The organism is Bacillus sp. FJAT-29790 (assembly GCF_019039215.1).
Lineage (GTDB): Bacteria > Bacillota > Bacilli > Bacillales > Cytobacillaceae > Cytobacillus.
On the sequence record NZ_JAHNZZ010000002.1, the window covers coordinates 313228 to 331172 of the forward strand.

General features: G+C 36.5%; 16 protein-coding genes and 1 pseudogene. 12 read left to right on the plus strand and 5 right to left on the minus strand.

Annotated elements, in window-relative coordinates; all coding sequences use genetic code 11:
- Positions 1-222 precede the first annotated feature (222 nt).
- The 6 genes and pseudogenes from BGM26_RS16480 (at position 223) to BGM26_RS16505 (ending at position 5996) form a co-directional block, all read left to right on the plus strand.
- On the plus strand, positions 223-1218 hold the full coding sequence (locus tag BGM26_RS16480; protein WP_217041105.1) for a zinc-dependent alcohol dehydrogenase family protein: 996 nt from the start codon (positions 223-225) through the stop codon (positions 1216-1218).
- Positions 1219-1549: 331 nt separating this feature from the next.
- Positions 1550-2044 carry a YehS family protein gene (locus tag BGM26_RS16485; protein WP_217041106.1) on the plus strand — a complete coding sequence of 165 codons (495 nt, stop codon included), beginning with the start codon at positions 1550-1552 and terminating at the stop codon, positions 2042-2044.
- A 30-nt stretch (positions 2045-2074) separates the two neighbouring features.
- Positions 2075-2782 (plus strand): M48 family metallopeptidase, encoded by a 708-nt coding sequence (locus BGM26_RS16490; RefSeq protein WP_217041107.1) that lies wholly within the window; start codon positions 2075-2077, stop codon positions 2780-2782.
- A gap of 259 nt (positions 2783-3041) precedes the next feature.
- A pseudogene (locus tag BGM26_RS16495) lies at positions 3042-4074 on the plus strand (tRNA dihydrouridine synthase).
- 174 nt (positions 4075-4248) lie between these two features.
- Positions 4249-5211, plus strand: a complete 963-nt coding sequence (locus BGM26_RS16500) for a S8 family peptidase (protein WP_217041108.1) — start codon at positions 4249-4251, stop codon at positions 5209-5211.
- A complete protein-coding gene (locus BGM26_RS16505; RefSeq protein ID WP_217041109.1) occupies positions 5208-5996 on the plus strand; it encodes an endonuclease I family protein in 789 nt (262 codons plus the stop codon). Before BGM26_RS16500 ends, BGM26_RS16505 begins: the two co-directional genes overlap by 4 nt.
- Positions 5997-6272: 276 nt before the next feature.
- On the opposite strand, the gene BGM26_RS16510 is transcribed toward BGM26_RS16505, so the two are convergent.
- A complete protein-coding gene (locus tag BGM26_RS16510) occupies positions 6273-7112 on the minus strand; it encodes a hypothetical protein (protein WP_217041110.1) in 840 nt (279 codons plus the stop codon).
- A gap of 382 nt (positions 7113-7494) precedes the next feature.
- Positions 7495-8694 carry an MDR family MFS transporter gene (locus tag BGM26_RS16515; RefSeq protein ID WP_217041111.1) on the minus strand — a complete coding sequence of 400 codons (1200 nt, stop codon included), beginning with the start codon at positions 8692-8694 and terminating at the stop codon, positions 7495-7497.
- Positions 8695-8813: 119 nt separating this feature from the next.
- On the opposite strand from BGM26_RS16515, the gene BGM26_RS16520 reads away from it, so the two are divergent.
- The 6 genes from BGM26_RS16520 to BGM26_RS16545 all read left to right on the plus strand — a co-directional run bounded on the left by BGM26_RS16520 (position 8814) and on the right by BGM26_RS16545 (position 13895).
- Positions 8814-9671 (plus strand): LysR family transcriptional regulator, encoded by an 858-nt coding sequence (locus BGM26_RS16520; protein ID WP_217041113.1) that lies wholly within the window; start codon positions 8814-8816, stop codon positions 9669-9671.
- Positions 9672-9826: 155 nt separating this feature from the next.
- A complete protein-coding gene (locus BGM26_RS16525) occupies positions 9827-10174 on the plus strand; it encodes a PadR family transcriptional regulator (RefSeq protein ID WP_217041115.1) in 348 nt (115 codons plus the stop codon).
- Positions 10155-10793 (plus strand): DUF1700 domain-containing protein, encoded by a 639-nt coding sequence (locus BGM26_RS16530; RefSeq protein WP_217041117.1) that lies wholly within the window; start codon positions 10155-10157, stop codon positions 10791-10793. The genes BGM26_RS16525 and BGM26_RS16530 overlap by 20 nt, the downstream gene beginning before the upstream one ends.
- Before the next feature lie 67 nt (positions 10794-10860).
- On the plus strand, positions 10861-12318 hold the full coding sequence (locus BGM26_RS16535) for a DUF4153 domain-containing protein (RefSeq protein ID WP_217041119.1): 1458 nt from the start codon (positions 10861-10863) through the stop codon (positions 12316-12318).
- Between the two features lie 106 nt (positions 12319-12424).
- The gene (locus BGM26_RS16540; protein ID WP_217041121.1) at positions 12425-12895 is read left to right on the plus strand and encodes a GNAT family N-acetyltransferase; all 471 of its coding nucleotides are present in this window, start codon (positions 12425-12427) and stop codon (positions 12893-12895) included.
- A gap of 157 nt (positions 12896-13052) precedes the next feature.
- Positions 13053-13895, plus strand: a complete 843-nt coding sequence (locus tag BGM26_RS16545; protein ID WP_217041123.1) for a YitT family protein — start codon at positions 13053-13055, stop codon at positions 13893-13895.
- A gap of 197 nt (positions 13896-14092) precedes the next feature.
- Here BGM26_RS16545 and BGM26_RS16550 read toward each other — a convergent pair whose 3' ends face one another.
- From BGM26_RS16550 to BGM26_RS16560, 3 genes are all read right to left on the minus strand, one after another.
- Positions 14093-15004 carry a stalk domain-containing protein gene (locus BGM26_RS16550; RefSeq protein ID WP_217041124.1) on the minus strand — a complete coding sequence of 304 codons (912 nt, stop codon included), beginning with the start codon at positions 15002-15004 and terminating at the stop codon, positions 14093-14095.
- A 492-nt stretch (positions 15005-15496) separates the two neighbouring features.
- Positions 15497-17371: an ATP-binding protein gene (locus BGM26_RS16555; protein WP_217041126.1), complete on the minus strand. Its 1875-nt coding sequence runs from the start codon at positions 17369-17371 to the stop codon at positions 15497-15499.
- Between the two features lie 4 nt (positions 17372-17375).
- The gene (locus BGM26_RS16560) at positions 17376-17771 is read right to left on the minus strand and encodes an anti-sigma regulatory factor (RefSeq protein WP_217041128.1); all 396 of its coding nucleotides are present in this window, start codon (positions 17769-17771) and stop codon (positions 17376-17378) included.
- Between the last annotated feature and the right edge of the window lie 174 nt (positions 17772-17945).

Genomic DNA, 17945 nt, shown 5'->3' on the forward strand with positions numbered 1-17945 from the left:
AAAGAAAACTAAGCCAAGAAAAGATCAATAATCGGCTTAAGCAAGCAATTTGCGGTTATAATTACGCGACATTTGTATAAGAAGATATGGGGAGGACGTGGGACAGGCTCCTTGTCCCACAAACTACTCCTGATACTAGGTTAATAAAAATTTAAAAATTCACGTTATTTGAAAAACGGTAGAGACCTAGAGTAGAATAATAGGAAGGGAGAGTGATAACAAATGAAAGCACAGGTGATTAAAAGATTTGGAGATCCATCTGTTTTCGAGATTGCTGAGGTTCCTAAGCCTGAAGCAATTCCCGGGCATGTTATTATTCAAGTAAAAGCAACAAGTGTAAATCCGATTGATACAAAGATTCGTGGCGGAGTGGTGCCAGCAGTTGCACCAGAGTTTCCGGCCGTGTTACATGCCGATGTAGCAGGAGTTGTTGTGGAGGTCGGAGAAGATGTAACAGAGTTCAAGATAGGTGATGAAGTTTTTGGCTGCGCTGGTGGTGTTAAAGGAACAGGCGGTGCTCTTGCTGAATATATGCTTGCGGATGTGAAGCTTCTAGCTCCTAAGCCAAAAAATGCAACGATGGCACAAGCGGCGGCTCTTCCTCTCGTAACCATTACTGCATGGGAGTCACTTTATAACCGCGCAAATGTTCAAAAGGGACAAACAGTACTTATTCACGGTGCTACAGGCGGAGTAGGACATGTTGCTATTCAACTAGCAAAGCTAGCTGGTGCAAAAGTATTCACTACTGCTTCATCTGAGGAAAAATTACGCATTGGAAAGCATTTGGGTGCAGATGTGGCCATTAATTATCGAGAACAGTCAGTGGAGGAGTACGTAAAGGAACATACAGATGGCGAAGGGTTTGACATTGTGTTTGATACGGTCGGTGGCGAAAACCTCGATCGATCTTTCCAAGCTGCTGCCACTTACGGAACTGTATTAGCAATCGCGACACGCTCAACGCATGATTTGTCACCTCTACATGCTAAGGCACTATCCTTACATATTACCTTCATGATTTTAAAAATTTTGAATAAGGCAAAAAGGCAGGAATATGGGAACATATTACGAGAAGTAACGAAGCTTGTAGAGGAAGGGAAACTTCAGCCGTTAGTAGATGAAAGGGTTTTCGATTTTGATCAAATTAATGAAGCACATACTTTATTGGAATCCAATAAAGTAATTGGAAAGGTCGTATTGACAAATGAATGGTAAGTAGTGGGGAACGGGCCCCTTCATGAGTAGAGACGAATGTATTATTGATTCGTCTCTACTCTTTTTTTGTGGTAATACCCTAAGGTTGAATGGATCCCAAATTATAACACCATCATTTTTCTAATGGTATTCCATATCTTGACTTATGGAAACAGGAATAGAGAAATCTGGATTTGAAAAATATTAAAAAAGTGGTATATATATATAGAAGAAAAATGGCTTAAATTAGTTTGTAAGGAATTTCTTCGTTAAGACCTCATGGGAGTTCTTAAATAGGACAAAAGATGATAAAGCGGCTATGTAAATAGGTATGTTATAGGAGGACTTTTGATTGGAAAATAATGATATATTAATTAGATTAAGATATGCTCTAGATATCAAAAATACAGATATGGTAGAGATTTTTAAACTTGGTGGCATTGAAGTAACAAAAGCTGAAGTGCTGGAGATGCTCACAAAACAAGATGATATTAACGAAAATGAAGAGCACTTAAAATGCAATAATATGATGTTAGAGTCATTTTTAAATGGCTTTATTATTTTTAAAAGAGGAAAACAAGATCCAAAACCAGGACAACCTAATAGCTCCGAACCGTCTTTAAAGAATACTGAAAGTGTTAATAATCTTCTACTAAAGAAATTAAAAATAGCATTAACATTAACAAGTGAAGATATGCTTGATATCTTAGAAGATGCAGGAGTTAGGATAACAAAGGGAGAATTAAGCGCTTTATTAAGAAAAAAAGGTCATAAAAATTATAAAGAATGCCTGGATAGATTCGCTAGGAATTTCTTAAAAGGATTAGCTATAAAATATAGGGGATAAAAATAGTAAAGGATCCCTACAGGTGATGAAATGATACATACCTATTCAAGTGAGACAATACGTTTTGAGATAAAGTACAAAAAGCGAACATCCATGGGCATTTATGTAGATATCTATGGGAATGTTGAAGTCCAGGCTCCGAAAGGGACACCTGATGAAAGTGTGCTTCAATTATTAGAGGGAAAATGGGATTGGATTCAGGAAAAATCAAAAGAAATGAAGGATAGAATGCTTGGGCCAAAGGAGAAGGTCTATGACCATGATGAGAGCTTTCTTTATTTAGGACATACCTATCCCATACAGATTTCACAAGATATAAATATCAAGCAAGACCATGTAGTGTTTGACGGAAATAAGTTATATATATATGTGAAGCAACTTGAGGATGAAAAAATTAAACAAGCTTTAAAACGGTTTTATTATCAGCAGTGTAAAAAGTTAGTTGAGAAGAGTATCCAGTCCTTTCAAAGCAATTTTAAAACAAAACCACGTTCTATTCGAATTTCTGATAGTAAAAGTACATGGGGAACCTGTGATTCAAAACTGCAGTTAACTTTTAATTGGAGGCTGTCAATGGCACCACTTGAGGTGATTGACTATGTAGTCGTTCACGAAATGTGCCACATGGTCCATTTGAATCACGACCGATCCTTTTGGCGCCTTGTTGGAAAAATAATACCCGATTATAAGGAACAGGAAAACTGGTTAGCATTATCCAGTTGGAAAATGACTATATAGCAGAATCATCCTAGAAAAGCAGTTGATATAGAAAAAATCTATACCATCTGCTTTTTTGTTTATAAAAATACCATTCTGGACCGATTTTCGATTAAAATAAACATTGCCGATTTTCACAAATTATAAATGTCCATATACTTGTGTTTGATAATAAGTTATTAAGCATGATATAAGTGTAAAAGAAGTGGAACATTTGGCTTTATATTTTTTGACCGAGAGTTTGAAGTTGTATCCATAGTGAGAGGATTTGATGTTTGAAATGATAGATAATTTTTGGCGTGATTTACCACGGCCATTTTTTGTACTTGCACCAATGGAAGATGTGACAGATGTTGTTTTTCGTCACGTAGTAAGTGAAGCCGGTCGACCGGATGTATTTTTCACAGAGTTTACAAACTCGGATAGCTATTGTCATCCAGAGGGCATGAAAAGTGTGCGTGGCCGTTTGATTTTTACAGAAGATGAACAGCCAATGGTGGCACATATTTGGGGGGATAATCCCGAATATTTCCGTCAAATGAGTATTGGCATGGCAGAGCTAGGATTTAAAGGCATCGATATTAATATGGGCTGCCCTGTACCGAATGTGGCATCGAGAGGGAAAGGTAGTGGCCTTATTCTGCGTCCAGACGTTGCGGCAGAACTTATTCAAGCAGCAAAAGCGGGTGGACTGCCTGTCAGCGTGAAAACACGACTTGGCTATAACGATGTAAATGAGTGGGAGGAGTGGCTAACGCATATTTTAAAACAGGATATTGCGAACCTTTCTATTCATCTACGTACAAGAAAGGAAATGAGCCAAGTAGATGCGCATTGGGAGCTAATTCCGGAAATCAAAAAATTACGTGACCGTATCGCACCAAATACGCTACTAACAATCAATGGAGACATTCCTGACCGTCAAACTGGGCTGCAGCTTGCTGAACAATATGGTATTGATGGCGTTATGATCGGGCGAGGTATTTTTAAAAATCCTTTTGCTTTTGAAAAAGAGCCAAAAGAGCATAGCAGTAAAGAGTACCTTGATCTTTTAAGACTGCAGCTTGATCTTCAAGATCAATATGCGGAAGCACTACCACGTTCAATTACAGGGCTTCATCGTTTTTTCAAAATTTATGTCAAAGGATTCCGTGGAGCTGGTGAATTAAGAAATCAATTGATGAACACGAAATCAACAGATGAAGTGCGTGCAATGCTTGATAACTTTGGAAAAGAATGTTGATGGGACGGAAAAGCATGGAAAATCCCTGTCCTATCATGGGTTGGGAGAAACTATAACATTTTATCGCTGAACAAAAAGCGTAGCTCTATAAAAAACCTTTCCGAAATATAAATATAAATATGAAAATCTAAATACTAGAAACAAAAAATACTTCAAAAGTAACTATTAAATAGTAGTCAGAATTGTTAATCTATTAATAACATCACGGGTCGGCTTCAATTTAATCCTATAGGAGGGAATAAAAATGGAGCGAAAAGTAAGTTTGATTCCGTATCAAGTAATTGCACAAGTAGAAAAGGTCAATGAAGTTCCCAATGGGGTAGAAATGATTCAGGCCCCAAGAATTTGGGAGCAAACAAAAGGAAAAGGAATAACAGTTGCCATATTGGACACTGGCTGTGATTTGACCCATCCTGACTTAAAAGAGCAAATTGTCGGCGGAAGAAATTTTACAAAGGATGATAACGGAAACCCTGATGTATACAAGGATTACAATGGCCATGGTACTCATGTTGCAGGAACGATTGCTGCAATACAAAACAATATCGGTGTTGTAGGTGTAGCCCCTGAAGCAAAACTGCTTATTATTAAGGTGCTTGGCAAAAATGGTTCTGGCCAATACGAATGGATTATTAATGGGCTTAACTATGCAATAGAACAAAAGGCTGATATTATTTCTATGTCGCTTGGCGGTCCAGTGGATGTTCCTGAACTACATGAAGCAATTCAAAAAGCTGTTAATAACAACATTCTTGTTGTCTGTGCAGCAGGGAATGAAGGGGATGGCGATGATTCAACGGATGAATTTGCTTATCCGGGGGCATATAATGAAGTGATCGGCGTAGGCGCAATTGACTTGGAAAGAAATTCTTCAAGGTTTTCAAATTCAAATAATGAAGTAGACTTAGTGGCTCCTGGTGAGAAAATTTTATCAACCTATTTAAATGGAAAATATGCTACATTAAGTGGAACCTCAATGGCAACACCGCATGTTTCCGGAGCGATGGCTCTGATAAAAGTTCTTGCCAATTTAAGCTTTGAACGGAATCTCTCAGAGGCTGAACTTTATGCCCAATTAATAAAAAGAACAGTGCCATTAGGAAATTCTCCAAAACTTGAAGGCAATGGATTAATTTATTTAACTGTAACGGAATTATTGTCACAGATCTTTAATGAGCAATTGATCCCTGAAAAAGTGAGGTTATGATGAATAATCTGGAATTGCTGACAAATGAACGGGAGAACGCAAAGGCAGCCTATTTGGAAAACAGCAATAACCGCAGCTACTATGAGGAACAAAGGGATATAGAAATCCAACAAAATTATTATAAAAATACTAAACTTGAGAGAAGTGGTATTCATTATTTATTAGAAAAAACACATATGAATAGGCTGGATTACTCTCCTCATCGTTATGTTTACCCATGGGTTGATCTTCATGAGAATGGGAAACTGAAAAGCTTATATTCCGGGAAAGGAATGGATCCGCTTGCTGTCATTGAGGAAGATATTCGTATTCTTGAAAACACAGTTAGTTTAACTGATGAAATTACTTTAAATTGTGAGCATGTGGTACCTCAGTCATGGTTTGATAAACAAGAGCCAATGAAGGGAGACTTGCATCATTTATTTTCCTGTGATCCCGAATGCAACAGCAGACGCGGAAACAGGTCCTATTATGATTTTGCTGACTATGTTCCGGAGAACCTTACTTTAGGAGTTAAGGAAGGCTGCGGAAAGGCAGATAAAGGAAAGTTTGAGCCTGAATATGGAAAGGGAATTGTTGCAAGGGCCACTTTTTATTTTTTAACCCGGTACCACGGGATAGTAAATAACAATCTTGTGAACCTGCAGGTTTTACTGAAGTGGCATAAGCAATTTCCAGTGACTCTTTATGAAAAACACCGGAACTTAGCCATCTTTGAATTGCAAGGGAACCGGAATCCGTTTATTGACTTTCCGGATATGGCTGAGAAATTGATATGTGAATAAGAAGTTTTTAGTAGAAAAAAATATTTTTTTTGTAATTTCCCATTATCTAGATTTTTCGGAATGGTTAAATGAAAAAACAGCACATATTTTTAAGTGCTGTTTTTTCATTTAACCATTTTGACTTTTTCTAATTGCCGATATACTCACATTACCCTTAAGATTGCTCAGAGGGGCAATCCCATTACCATTTGTCCCTTTAACAATAGCCCCGTTTCGCTTTATAGTAGAGGAACCTATGGTGTTTGATTTGACAGTTCTCGCCATAAAAGTCGTCTCCTAATTTCCTGCATTCTTTTTCCTTTTGAATTGTCTCAAAAATCTGTTATTCGTTCCTAATAAGATCATTTTCGATGTGTAGTAGGTAAATTCCTTCAAGTTTTCATTAGTAAATATGTTATCTTTGAGGATAAATACGGCTAGTCCTAATTTCAAATTACCATAATTTCGAACTGTAATGAACTGCTTTATTGGACTTTCTCGTAATTCCATTCTGCTGTTGACAGCAGATTCTTGTACCCGAACATTAGGCATATCTAGTGCAGAGTTTATTAATTTAGCTGCACCTTCGATATCTGTCGGTGTTTTTAAATAAACTAATTTAATGTCGTTGTTTTTTCCTTCAAAGTACCAAACAAATTCAATTTGGCGTTCAGGAAGATCGAATATTCTTTTGATTTCTGCTTGATTACTCATCATGAATATCGTGACTTTTTCGTCAATTACTCTAAGAGAAGATTGTTGATCAAATGCTGTTAATACATCTCCTAACTTGTCCTCAAGATCTAAGTATGAATCGTAATCATCGATCTTACGTAAAAGAAGTGCAGTAGATTTTTTCATAATTACATTTTTAACTATTAAAACAGCATTTACAAAACCCACAAGAAATAAACCGTAAATCAAAATTAAAAGTATAAATTGCAAAGCTTGTAATAATGGACTTTCATTTTCATGGTATTTTAAAAAATCAGCAGTAATAAACTTGGACATTTCTTTATGGAGATCTTTCAGTAGTTCGGTGTCATTGGAGATTAAATAAAAGGAAAATAAAGATATAATTAGAAGCAAAATGAGACCTGGCACTCCAAATTGTTTAAATCTCTCTTTCCAAGCCAAATAAGCACCGCCCTCCTTATTTGGCTTAATTTTACAAAAATAATAGTCAACTTACAAGGTGTTGAAGAGTAATTGATTATTATTTACCAGGAGTAATAGGTCGAGTTCTTCTTAAAGTAGTACAGAATACCTTGGTCCCATTTTTAAGGGTTTTTTCCCTCTCGTTAGAAATTGTAACTTGTAAGTCAATTTTCAAAAGATGTTTAATGTAGAATTGAATAATAATAACATCTCCTTCCCCTTGGCTATATTATTTATCATTTTCCCTAGATAGAACATATTATATGTAAAAGGTAAACAATGTGATTTCAATATATCTGCGATCACTACTTAATTTTGGGGTCAGTGGAATAACATCATGGTTTTTTCCTCATCTTTATTTTTATTTTACGCTCTTTTCCAAAAGATTGTTGCTATTCTTTAACTCTTTTAATTGGAAATATTTCCTTGCTCTCCATTGTAGCCATTGAATGCCTAATGCTGAGAGGAGTCCTGCAAGAGTACAAATAATCCAATTCACGTGTGGCATATGCTCAAACATCCATCCACCAGCACCTTGACTAATGCTGCCGCCGATTGCCATTGCGAGCAGCGAAAAACCAAAATAGCTGGCAGAAAATTGTGGAGGAGCAATTTCCGAAGTATATTCGTATGAGGTTGGTTCCACTAGCATAATGCCAACAGCATATGTACAGAAACCACCCCAAAAGATTAGGAAGCTATCAGAGATACCAATTAGTAACATTCCTGTTCCCATGATAACCATCCCAACTTTAATGACCGATAACCGCGAAAACCTTTTCGTCCATTTTTGCAAAGGATACTGGAGAAAAACGACAATTAATCCATAGACGATAAACAGGCTCGACACGAATGTTGAACTGTTAAACACCTTGGCAGCATGCAAAGGAATGGTCAAATACAATTGCATAAACATAAACCAAAATCCAATCATGCAAATCGTAAAATAGATAAAAAGCCGATCAGATTTGACCTTCTGCCAAGAGTCCTTAAAGGACTGCTTCGGTACATTTACATTTTCTTTAGGTAAAATAAAAAAGGTGATCAACCCGCTGAAAACAAAAATCCCACCGCAAACTAAGGAAGAATAGAAAAAGTCGAGCTGCAATAAAATTCCACCTAATATCCCAGCACAAATAATCCCAGAATGGCGAACAATTTTATCTAGTGCAAAAATATCACCTCGTTTAGAAGGGTGACTAAAAATGGACATAGCAGCTTTACTTGTGGGCTCAAATAAGGAACCGCCTATACCGGCAATGATAGCAGCTACAATTAATTCCTTCGAAGTTGTGCAAAATGAAAATAGCAAGAAGCCTGCTCCTCGTAAAATCATCCCTGTACTAATCAATATTCGATAATCAAACCGATCCCCGAGCATCCCTGATAAAAATGAAGTGCCTTGCTGTGTTAACTGGCGAATCATAAGAACAACTCCAGCAATACCTGCAGAAAGTGCTAAACTTCCAGTAATATAGGAAGATAAAAACGGTATAAATGCAAAGAAGCTGACGTTCATAAGAAATGAATTTACTAATAACAATCGTATGGCCCTCATCATCAAGTTATCACCTTTCATCCGTAACGAATCTATTAAAAGTGTATCAGCGCAATTGCCATTTGTATAACGCATAATTATAATTGCATTAATTAATAAAATGAATTATAAGGATGAATAAAGTGGAAATTCAACAGCTACGTGCTTTCTTGTCTGTAGCTCAGACGAAAAATTTTACGAAATCTGCGGAATTAATGTTTATATCACAATCAACCGTTACCATGCGCATCAAAGCATTAGAACAAGCGCTAGGGAAAAAAATATTTGAGCGAGATAATCGACAAGTTCTTCTTACTCCCGCAGGTAAAGAGTTGCTTGATTATGCAAAGAGAATTATTGACCTTGTTGATGAAGGGTCAAGAAAATTGAGTATGGAAGAAACCTTTGAAGACTCATTAGTCGTAGGAAGCTTGCATTCATTGTGGGATTATCTGCTGTTTCCGATAATGACAGAGTTTCAAGCAAAGCACCCAAGAACAGCACTTCGTTTCATTACGGGACATTCATGGGATATTGTTCAGCATATTCTTGATGGGGTCATTGATTTTGGAATCGTCCTAATTCCACCTACACATTCAGAGATCGAGGTTCTTCCATTTATGACAGAAGAAATTAAACTTGTTACAAATGTAGATACCTATTTTACAGATGAAATCGATTTAGCTAACTTAAGTAACTTACCCTATATACATATGGATTGGGGACCAATCTATAACCGCTGGTTTGAAAAGAACGTTGGAAAGCAAATACTTTCTTTAATGGTCGATCACGCTTCCCTATATGTCCAATATTTACGAAGTGGCCACTATCTGGGACTATTGCCATCTGCTATAGCGGATACTTTCATACAAAGAGGTGAGCTCGTGTCACTACCCTTTCGCTCAAAAACGAAGCCGCCAATCATTCAAAGCTATATCATTTATCCAAAACGCAAAGTAGAATCGATTAAACGATTGCTTGAACATATGCTACAAGCCTGATCCTAAAATTAAATAAACATGATATTAGACAACAACCAAATAGTAAGGATTACTTATTCTAAACTAGTGGAATAATTTTTTAAAATTAAACTTTACAATTCATTTGTTCAAGTATAGAATTTCTATATACCTAAAAATTCTAGGTAGGTGAAATTATGTTTAATCGCGAATTGGTAAAAGGAAGTACATCCCTTTTGATGCTTCAGTTGCTGGAGGAGCGGGACATGTACGGATACGAGCTTGTAAAAGAACTGGAGAAGCGCAGCGGTAATGAGTTTTCTGTAAAGGAAGGAACGCTGTATCCGGCGCTCCATAAGCTAGAAAAGCAGGAATATATTGAATGCTATTGGCAGGAACAGGAGAAGGGGCCGGCCAGGAAGTATTATCGAATGACAAAGGCCGGGAAAGAAATGCTTCTTGAAAAAACCCGTGAATGGAACGACTTTGTTTCTGTAATGAACAAGTTGATGGGGAGAAAAAAACATGGAACGGCTGAAGAATGAGTTTTTAGCAGAACTTGCACAGGGTCTCGAAAATCATCGGGAAAAAGAATCGATACTAAGGGAATATGATGCACATCTTGATGAACTCCTTGTGGGCCTTTATAAGCTGGAGGATGAATCTGAGGTGCGGGATCAAGTCTATTCCAGGTTCGGGACACCTGAAGAGATTGCCGCAATGTGGAGGGAAGAGCTTTCCGTTACGCCCAGCAATATGAAATTGCTATTCATCGCAGTTAATATTGTTTTTTTTGCTGGGGGATCCGCTCTTACTCTTGCACATAATCTGCTTGATTGGAACTGGCTGACGATCTTATGGGTTCGGCTGACTTCCTTTCCGATATTAATTGCATTGATTTATTTGTCTTTTTGGGCGCTGCTAGGCTATGAAATTGGCAGGGGCTTTGGACATAAAGGCAAGAAGGTGATGAAAATGACTTTCGTCTTGGCATTGATACCGAATATAATGCTAATGGTGTTAACGGTTTTCCGAATCATTCCCCGTGAATGGTTTAGCCCGTTGTTGACAGAAACCTTTATAGGAATCTGCATCCTATTCACCCTTCTTTTATACCCGGTATGCCTCATTAGCTACAGGTGGGGGAAAAAAGCTTCTGTATAAGCTTTTTTTTAACCATATACATAGAAATTCTATGTATATGAAAAAATATAATGTGGAGGAATTGAAGATGGAATTAAAAATTGAAAAGATTGACTGGCTCTTTTTACTCTTGTGCCTTTTTGTAGGGATCATTGCAGAAGAAGCGTTCTTTCGTAATCAGATCGGCGTCTCCTATTTTGTTTTCATCGCTATATTTTATATGTTATTTTTCTGGAGGTTTCGAACCTTTTCGTTCACGCATCAGCGGCTTGGATATTTGGTATTGATTTCAATATGGCTATTGGCAGCAGGCTACTACCTATATGACACAACTCTTTTTTATACGTTGAATATCCTTGTCATTCCGGCACTTGTCATCTTCCATCTGGCATTGATTACTTCACCGAAAAAAATTGAATGGAATAATCTGTTTTTCATCGTTTATACCATACTGCGCCTTGTTGACGGAATCCGCTATAGTGCCATTTTTACCATCCATTTTGCCAGGCTATTAAAGCGGAGCAGCAACGAAAAGCATTATAACGTTTGGAAAAAGATCTTGATTGGCATGGCTATCTCAGTGCCGTTTTTGTTTGTCGTTCTAAATCTGTTAATTTCGGCTGATACTCAATTTGAAAGGCTTTTAGGCAGTCTCCCTGAATTGTTAAGCTTTAGGGCAGATAATATCTTCCGTTTGGTCATCGTTCTTATTTACACATTCGGCTTTTTTGGTTTCATGCAGGTTCTTTTGCAAAAAAATATTCATTTCTACAAGAGGGAAGGTACCCTTAAGCCAATTGCAATGGATGGAATTATTACGTTGACTGTACTGCTGCTCCTAGATTTAGTGTATGTATTATTCGTTGCTGTCCAGTTCAGGTACTTCTTCAGCGGGACACTTGATAATGGCTTCACTTATGCGGAATATGCACGCCGCGGTTTTTTTGAATTGCTTTTTGTCAGCCTGATTAACCTGACCGTAACAACCGTGGTTATACACTTTACGAAAAGCGTTCAGGGATTTTTGCAAAAAACAATCCGCTTGGCCTTAACAGTACTTGTCTTATCGAGCGGCATCCTTCTTGTATCAGCTTTCATGCGAATGACGATGTATGAAGATGCGTATGGCTTCACTTTTACGCGGGTCCTAGTGCACTCCTTCATGATTTTCCTGATGGTCATCTTTGCATACACCCTTGTTAAAATTTGGCTTCAGAAGCTATCCTTGTTCCATTTTTATTTCATTGCTTCGCTTATTTATTATGCAGGCATCAATATCGTAAACATCGACAAGATTGTTGTTGACCAAAATATTGCTCGTTTTGAGCTGACAGGAAATATCGATATCCACTATTTAAACCACTTATCATCAACAGGAATCCTTGGACTTATTGACCTTTATGAAAATAAGCCTGATGTTGCAGGATTGCACGAATTGCTGAAACAGCGCAAAGCGGAAAGAGAGAATCTAAAAAGCGATTCATGGCAGTCACATAATCTTGAAAGGAAAAAAGCTTATGAAAAGCTGGGGGAGTTGAATTTGTAAAAATGAAGATTGCCATAGGACTTTACTTTTGGTTATAGTTAGGTTGCCTGTCATTAACACTTTCATGCAGTGGGGGACGGGATAAATAGATGAGGTGTGATAAAAATTGGATTCAATCAGTTTTGAAGAAATAACAGAAGAAACCTTATATATAGCCCTTGAAATCATCAATTCAAATCCAGAGTACAATCAGCTAGAACATGGGAAGGAGAGAAGAACGCTTGAAGAGGTAAAAGAAGAGTTTATAAATGATAAAACAATGAGTCAATTTATTAAACTTGATGATACATATATTGGTGTTATGGACTATCTGCCATTGAATGAAAAAGACCAGTATCCGTGGCTGGGGTTACTAATGATCCATGCTGATTACCAAAGGTTTGGATTTGGAAAACAAGCCTATTTCATTTTTGAAAAAGATATGGTTGAAAAAGGATTGGAAGTTATACGTATTGGTGTTCTCAAAAAGAACGATAGAGCTCAAAAATTTTGGGTATCTGTTGGTTTTGAGTACTTTAAAACAGCTATATCGAATAACTCGAATGAAGTGGACTGTTTTGAAAAAATTTTATATTAAAAAGGCAATCTGACTTGGAGGCTATGATATAAGGAAAAGAATGTAATTAATAACAGGTGCCTGGCACTGTTATTAGTTGTTGAAACTAAAGCGATATCCGAGTATAATGGGGTGATTCTAAGGCACGTATATTGGGGATTATAAAGGGTGGTAGGCGATGAAAAAAAGGGTAATAGATATTGTTTTTATTATAATCGGGTCTTTTTTATTTGCATTAGGGGTTAATCTTTTTATTATTCCAAACGAGCTTGGAGAAGGTGGCGTAACAGGGATAACCATTATCGCCTATTATCTCTTTAAATGGTCTCCAGGCCTAGTAAACTTAGTTCTGAATTCGATTTTGTTGCTTGTTGGTTATAAATTTTTAAGTAAATTGACAACAGTTTACACGATTATTGCTGTTATATTTAATTCTTTGTTTTTGCATTTAACTGAAGGATGGTCGATTTCATCGAATGAAATCGTAGTTAATTCAATATTTGGCGGAGTTATTATTGGGGTAGGGATTGGATTGATTATTCGAGTAGGCGGTACATCTGCTGGTTCAGTGATCTTAGCAAAACTTACTCATAAATATCTTGGCTGGAATTTAAGCTATGGATTGTTATTTTTTGATTTAATTGTCGTGTTTTCTTCCTATTTTATTATTGGTGCCGAGAAGCTGATGCTTACGATTATGATGCTTTATATTGCGACAAAAGTTATGCAATTCATCATAGAAGGCATAAATTCAAAAAAAGCGATTACCATTATTTCTAATGAGCCGGATAAGATCGCCCAGCAAGTGAATAATGAGATGCATCGAGGAGTGACCGTTTTTTCCGGCAGTGGCTATTATACAAAAGCTCAAAAGGACATTCTTTATATTGTCATTAGCAGCCAAGAGGTCGTAAAACTCAAGAATATTGTAAAGGAAGTCGACAAAGACGCTTTTATTGCCATTCATGATGTCCGGGATGTGTTTGGTTTAGGTTTTGGGGAAATTGTAAAAGCTGATTAATGAAAGAAGGATGTTTGAAATTGAGAATCTATCACAATTTCAAACATCCTTTTTCTGTAATTATAAAGAATTTTGGGTCAAGTCCCACTCAGCGAGAATAGATTAAGGAATGGACCTCTATTTTATTGGTAAAATAATCCCATTTGTTTGGCAGCCTTATCGTATTAATTTTTTAAAATAATGCACATTTAACGTTGTCAATCTTCTAGCAACATCTCCAGAAAATCTATAGATACATAGGTTTTCTTCTCCTTCAATTCAGGAGCTTCTTCGAAATACCTTAAACTGCGGTTGTAGCCATATTCTTTGTTTCCGCGAACCACGGTGAACGAGCGATTCTGTTTCGTAACGAGAGCGCCTGAAAGTTTTGGCTGCGACTCAACATGATATCCGAGATGTTCAGCCACTTTTCTAAGTGGAATCATCTTTGTTCCATTTTTCATGTAATGATCATTGTCGATGATTTCTTGCAATTTTGCCATTTCTTCTGTTACATAATCCAAAGCAATGATTTTGGACGGTGTCGTTTGTGCTGGAATACTTCTTGTAGTTGTAGTGTAGAAAACGGCTAAGTCCTTACCTTGCAAATCCTTCTCTTCAATTTCTTCTCCTTGTTCATTCACAAGAATCGTATCTTCGTTAATGTTCAATTTCAATTCGTTATCGAAGCTAGTAAGCTCTTTGTTGAATTTGGAGATTTTCACCTCACCGAATAGATCGTCGTTTTTTACAATGACGATTTCAGGTGTCACCTGTGCCGGATAAATCAGGATCATCGGCTTGTTTTTATCGTAGTAAGCTGTGACGGTTTCCCCTTTTTTTAAGTCTGTTTTTTGAAGCTGTTCGGTTGATCCGCTATTAAACAAAAGGGATTCATCATTGATGCTTAAAATCATAATCATTTCATCTTGGTTTTCAACCGTTAATTTGATTGCTTTCTCGTCGTTTTCAATTTCCGTGATGACACCGGTAAAATTAATGTAATTTGTCGTGTCTTCTTCTTGGGTGCTTGAAACTTGTCCTGATTCTTCCTGCGCAAGTGCCGGATAGCTACTAACAACACTGCCCGTTAACAATGCAGTCAATATGACTGTGCCTATCTTCTTCATGTTCTCTCTCCTCACTTTTGGTTACTCGATGAATTTGACGAGGATTAATGGAAAAGGTTGCACTTTTATACAATTTTTATTTTTATAATCCGAATAAGTAGTTAGGCATTCAATTATATACAACAGATCGGTACAATTTTGCAGTTATCCGCCATAATGCGGACAAGCAGACATGGAAAATCTCTGATGAAAATTTAATGAGGTGGTGCGAAATTGTCGCAAATTCAGATCAATTCCAAACACTAGTTGATCGCCAGGAAAAATCAAATTCAATTCTGATCAATCTTACATCTACGAACTTCCTTCAAAACATGTGGATTGTATCATGAAGCTGTATAGAAATATTTTTGTAGCTAAATAAAAATGAATAAGAGAGAGTTTTAGTACACTCTCTTGTTCATTTTTTTCATCTGATACTTCTATTGCTGTTGCATCTACTTCTTCGTTTACTTTATCGTTTGTCACTTTCTTAAAGTCAAAAAAATGAGATCTTTATTTCCCTATGGAAAAGAGTTGAATATCCTGCAAAGCTTGATGCAGGTCAGACCTCGTTTTTAATTCATTATCTATTTCGATACCAAGTTCAATCATAGTGTCGGCAATTTCAGGGCTGATGCCTGTTAAGATTGTCGAACAGCCTAATAATTTTATGCCTTTTACAATTTTAAATAAATGGTTGATAACCGCTGTATCGACAAAAGGTACACCTGAAATATCTATAATTAATTGCTGGGCTTTTAGTTCCTTTACCCGAAAGAGTGTTTTTTCGCGAATTTTTTTTGCACGATACGTATCCACATTGCCCATAACTGGAAGAATACAAACCTTATCGGCGAGAGGGATGATTGGAACGGACAATTCATCTACGGTTTCACGATGGCTTTTTAATAATTCATCTTTATAATTAACATAATAAGCTGTATAAGAATCAATATATAAATCAATAATATCGTTTACATAGCGTTCTAGTTTAAAAAAGTCCTCCATATTAAGAGCGTTACTGGATTCAAGATAAAATGCTTTTATGGCATTCCAAATGATTCCGCGGGCTGATTGGAAGTGTTCCAAGGACAAATGAATTGGAAAGTCAATTTTTGCCCCTCTTAAGCCTCTTTCTTTCGCTTGCTCCATAATTTCTTCCGTTTTTAAGTCTAGAATGCTATCAGCAACAATTTTTATTATAGGATTACCGTCTTTTTCATACTCATCTAGAATCCCATTTTCCTTCATTAAAGTAGTAAGATAGCTTTTATTTTGATATAAATATTGAATCCATTCTTTTGTATAGAAATCTAAATTATCCCTCAAAAACTGTGATAGAGCTACTTTTGAATCAACTGTTTGTATCATGGAATGACCCCCTGTATATGAGTTGGTATGTTGGAGTGTTTTTGCGAATGAAAGAAAAAAAGTGGTCCCTTGTCCAGCCTCACTTGTGACACGTATTTTGCCATGATTATTTTGTAAAGCATTAAAAGCCTGTGCGAGGCCCATTCCTTTTCCATCCTGTTTCAATGTGAAGAATGGAGTGCCAAGCAAACGTAACTTATCTTTGGGAATACCAATACCAGAATCAGAAATATTGAGGTGAATTTCATGAGCATTTTCATATTGTTCAATCATCAGCGTCCCATTTTCAGGCATGGCTTCGATCGCATTTTTAATTAAATTAAACAGTGCTTTTTTAATTTGATCTTTTCTGCCAACAATCATTGCATTTTCATGTTCAAACTTCTTGATTAATTCAATATGATAAAGTTGATTTTGAAATAGAAGCAAAATGGATTCGATTTCTGAGCATATACTAAATGTAGTATATTTTTCCTGGAAAAACTCAGGTTTTGATACACTCATTAAATCATTTAATGTATGTATGGCTCTGTCTAATTCACTTTGTGCAATTTGGATATATTCTTGATTCAAATTTTGTTCCATTAATTGAAGAAATCCTTTCACGGAAGTCAGAGGATTTCGAACCTCATGTGCAATTCCGGCTGCCATTTCTCCAATGGAGGATAATAAATGGTTATTCCAGTTGTTATGTTCATGAGAGCTTTGTATATGATTGACATTAAACATGTAGACATGAATCTTGTTTAGTCTTTGCTCTATAAATGTTCGGTGGAATAAAAAAAAGTACGGTTGTGTATCAATGGTTACGATAAACTCACTAGATTTCCCCATGAAGCATTCGTGTAGCTTTGTCTTAATTTCGTTGTTTTTAATTCGTTGAAAAAGGTACTTACTATCACCTTCCGCCATAATTAGCAGTTTTTTTCCCTCATTGTTTATTTTTTGAATTGTTCCATCGGGATTAAGTTCAAGCAAACCGTATGAAATTTCATCAGTGATGGGAGTTGTGAACATCGCTTCAAACCTGCCTTTCGTTGAGCCACTTTACGGCTCTAACCCTTGTTCCTAGGTGAATGGTACTTGTGATTTCGAATTCGTCCATTAATCTTTGTACACCTGATAATCCCAATCCTAAACCAGTTTTCGAAGTAACTGTATTATTCAAAATTTGATCAAGATTAGGAATGCCAGGACCTTGGTCAATGGCGATTATTTCTATCACATAGGGTGGATCTGGTTTTATTAAAAGCTCACCTTTTCCAGCGTAAAAGACAATGTTACGGGTTAATTCCATTATCGATACAACTAATTTGGTTTGTTGGCTTTTATTCAAACCGCAATCTTCAGCAACTCTTTTCCCTATCGTACTCGCCATGTATACATCATCTTCTCGTTCAATTACAATCCTGTACAAAGTTTTTCTCAAATCCTTCACAATCATTAGAATATTTATATTACACTGAATATTTTATCATATCAATAACGGATATGATAAAATATTCGAATAGTATAGAAAAAAATTTATTGTAGTATCAAAAAAGGGAGAAATTGTGGGGGATAGTTGGAATAGAAGAATTACGTAGATCCA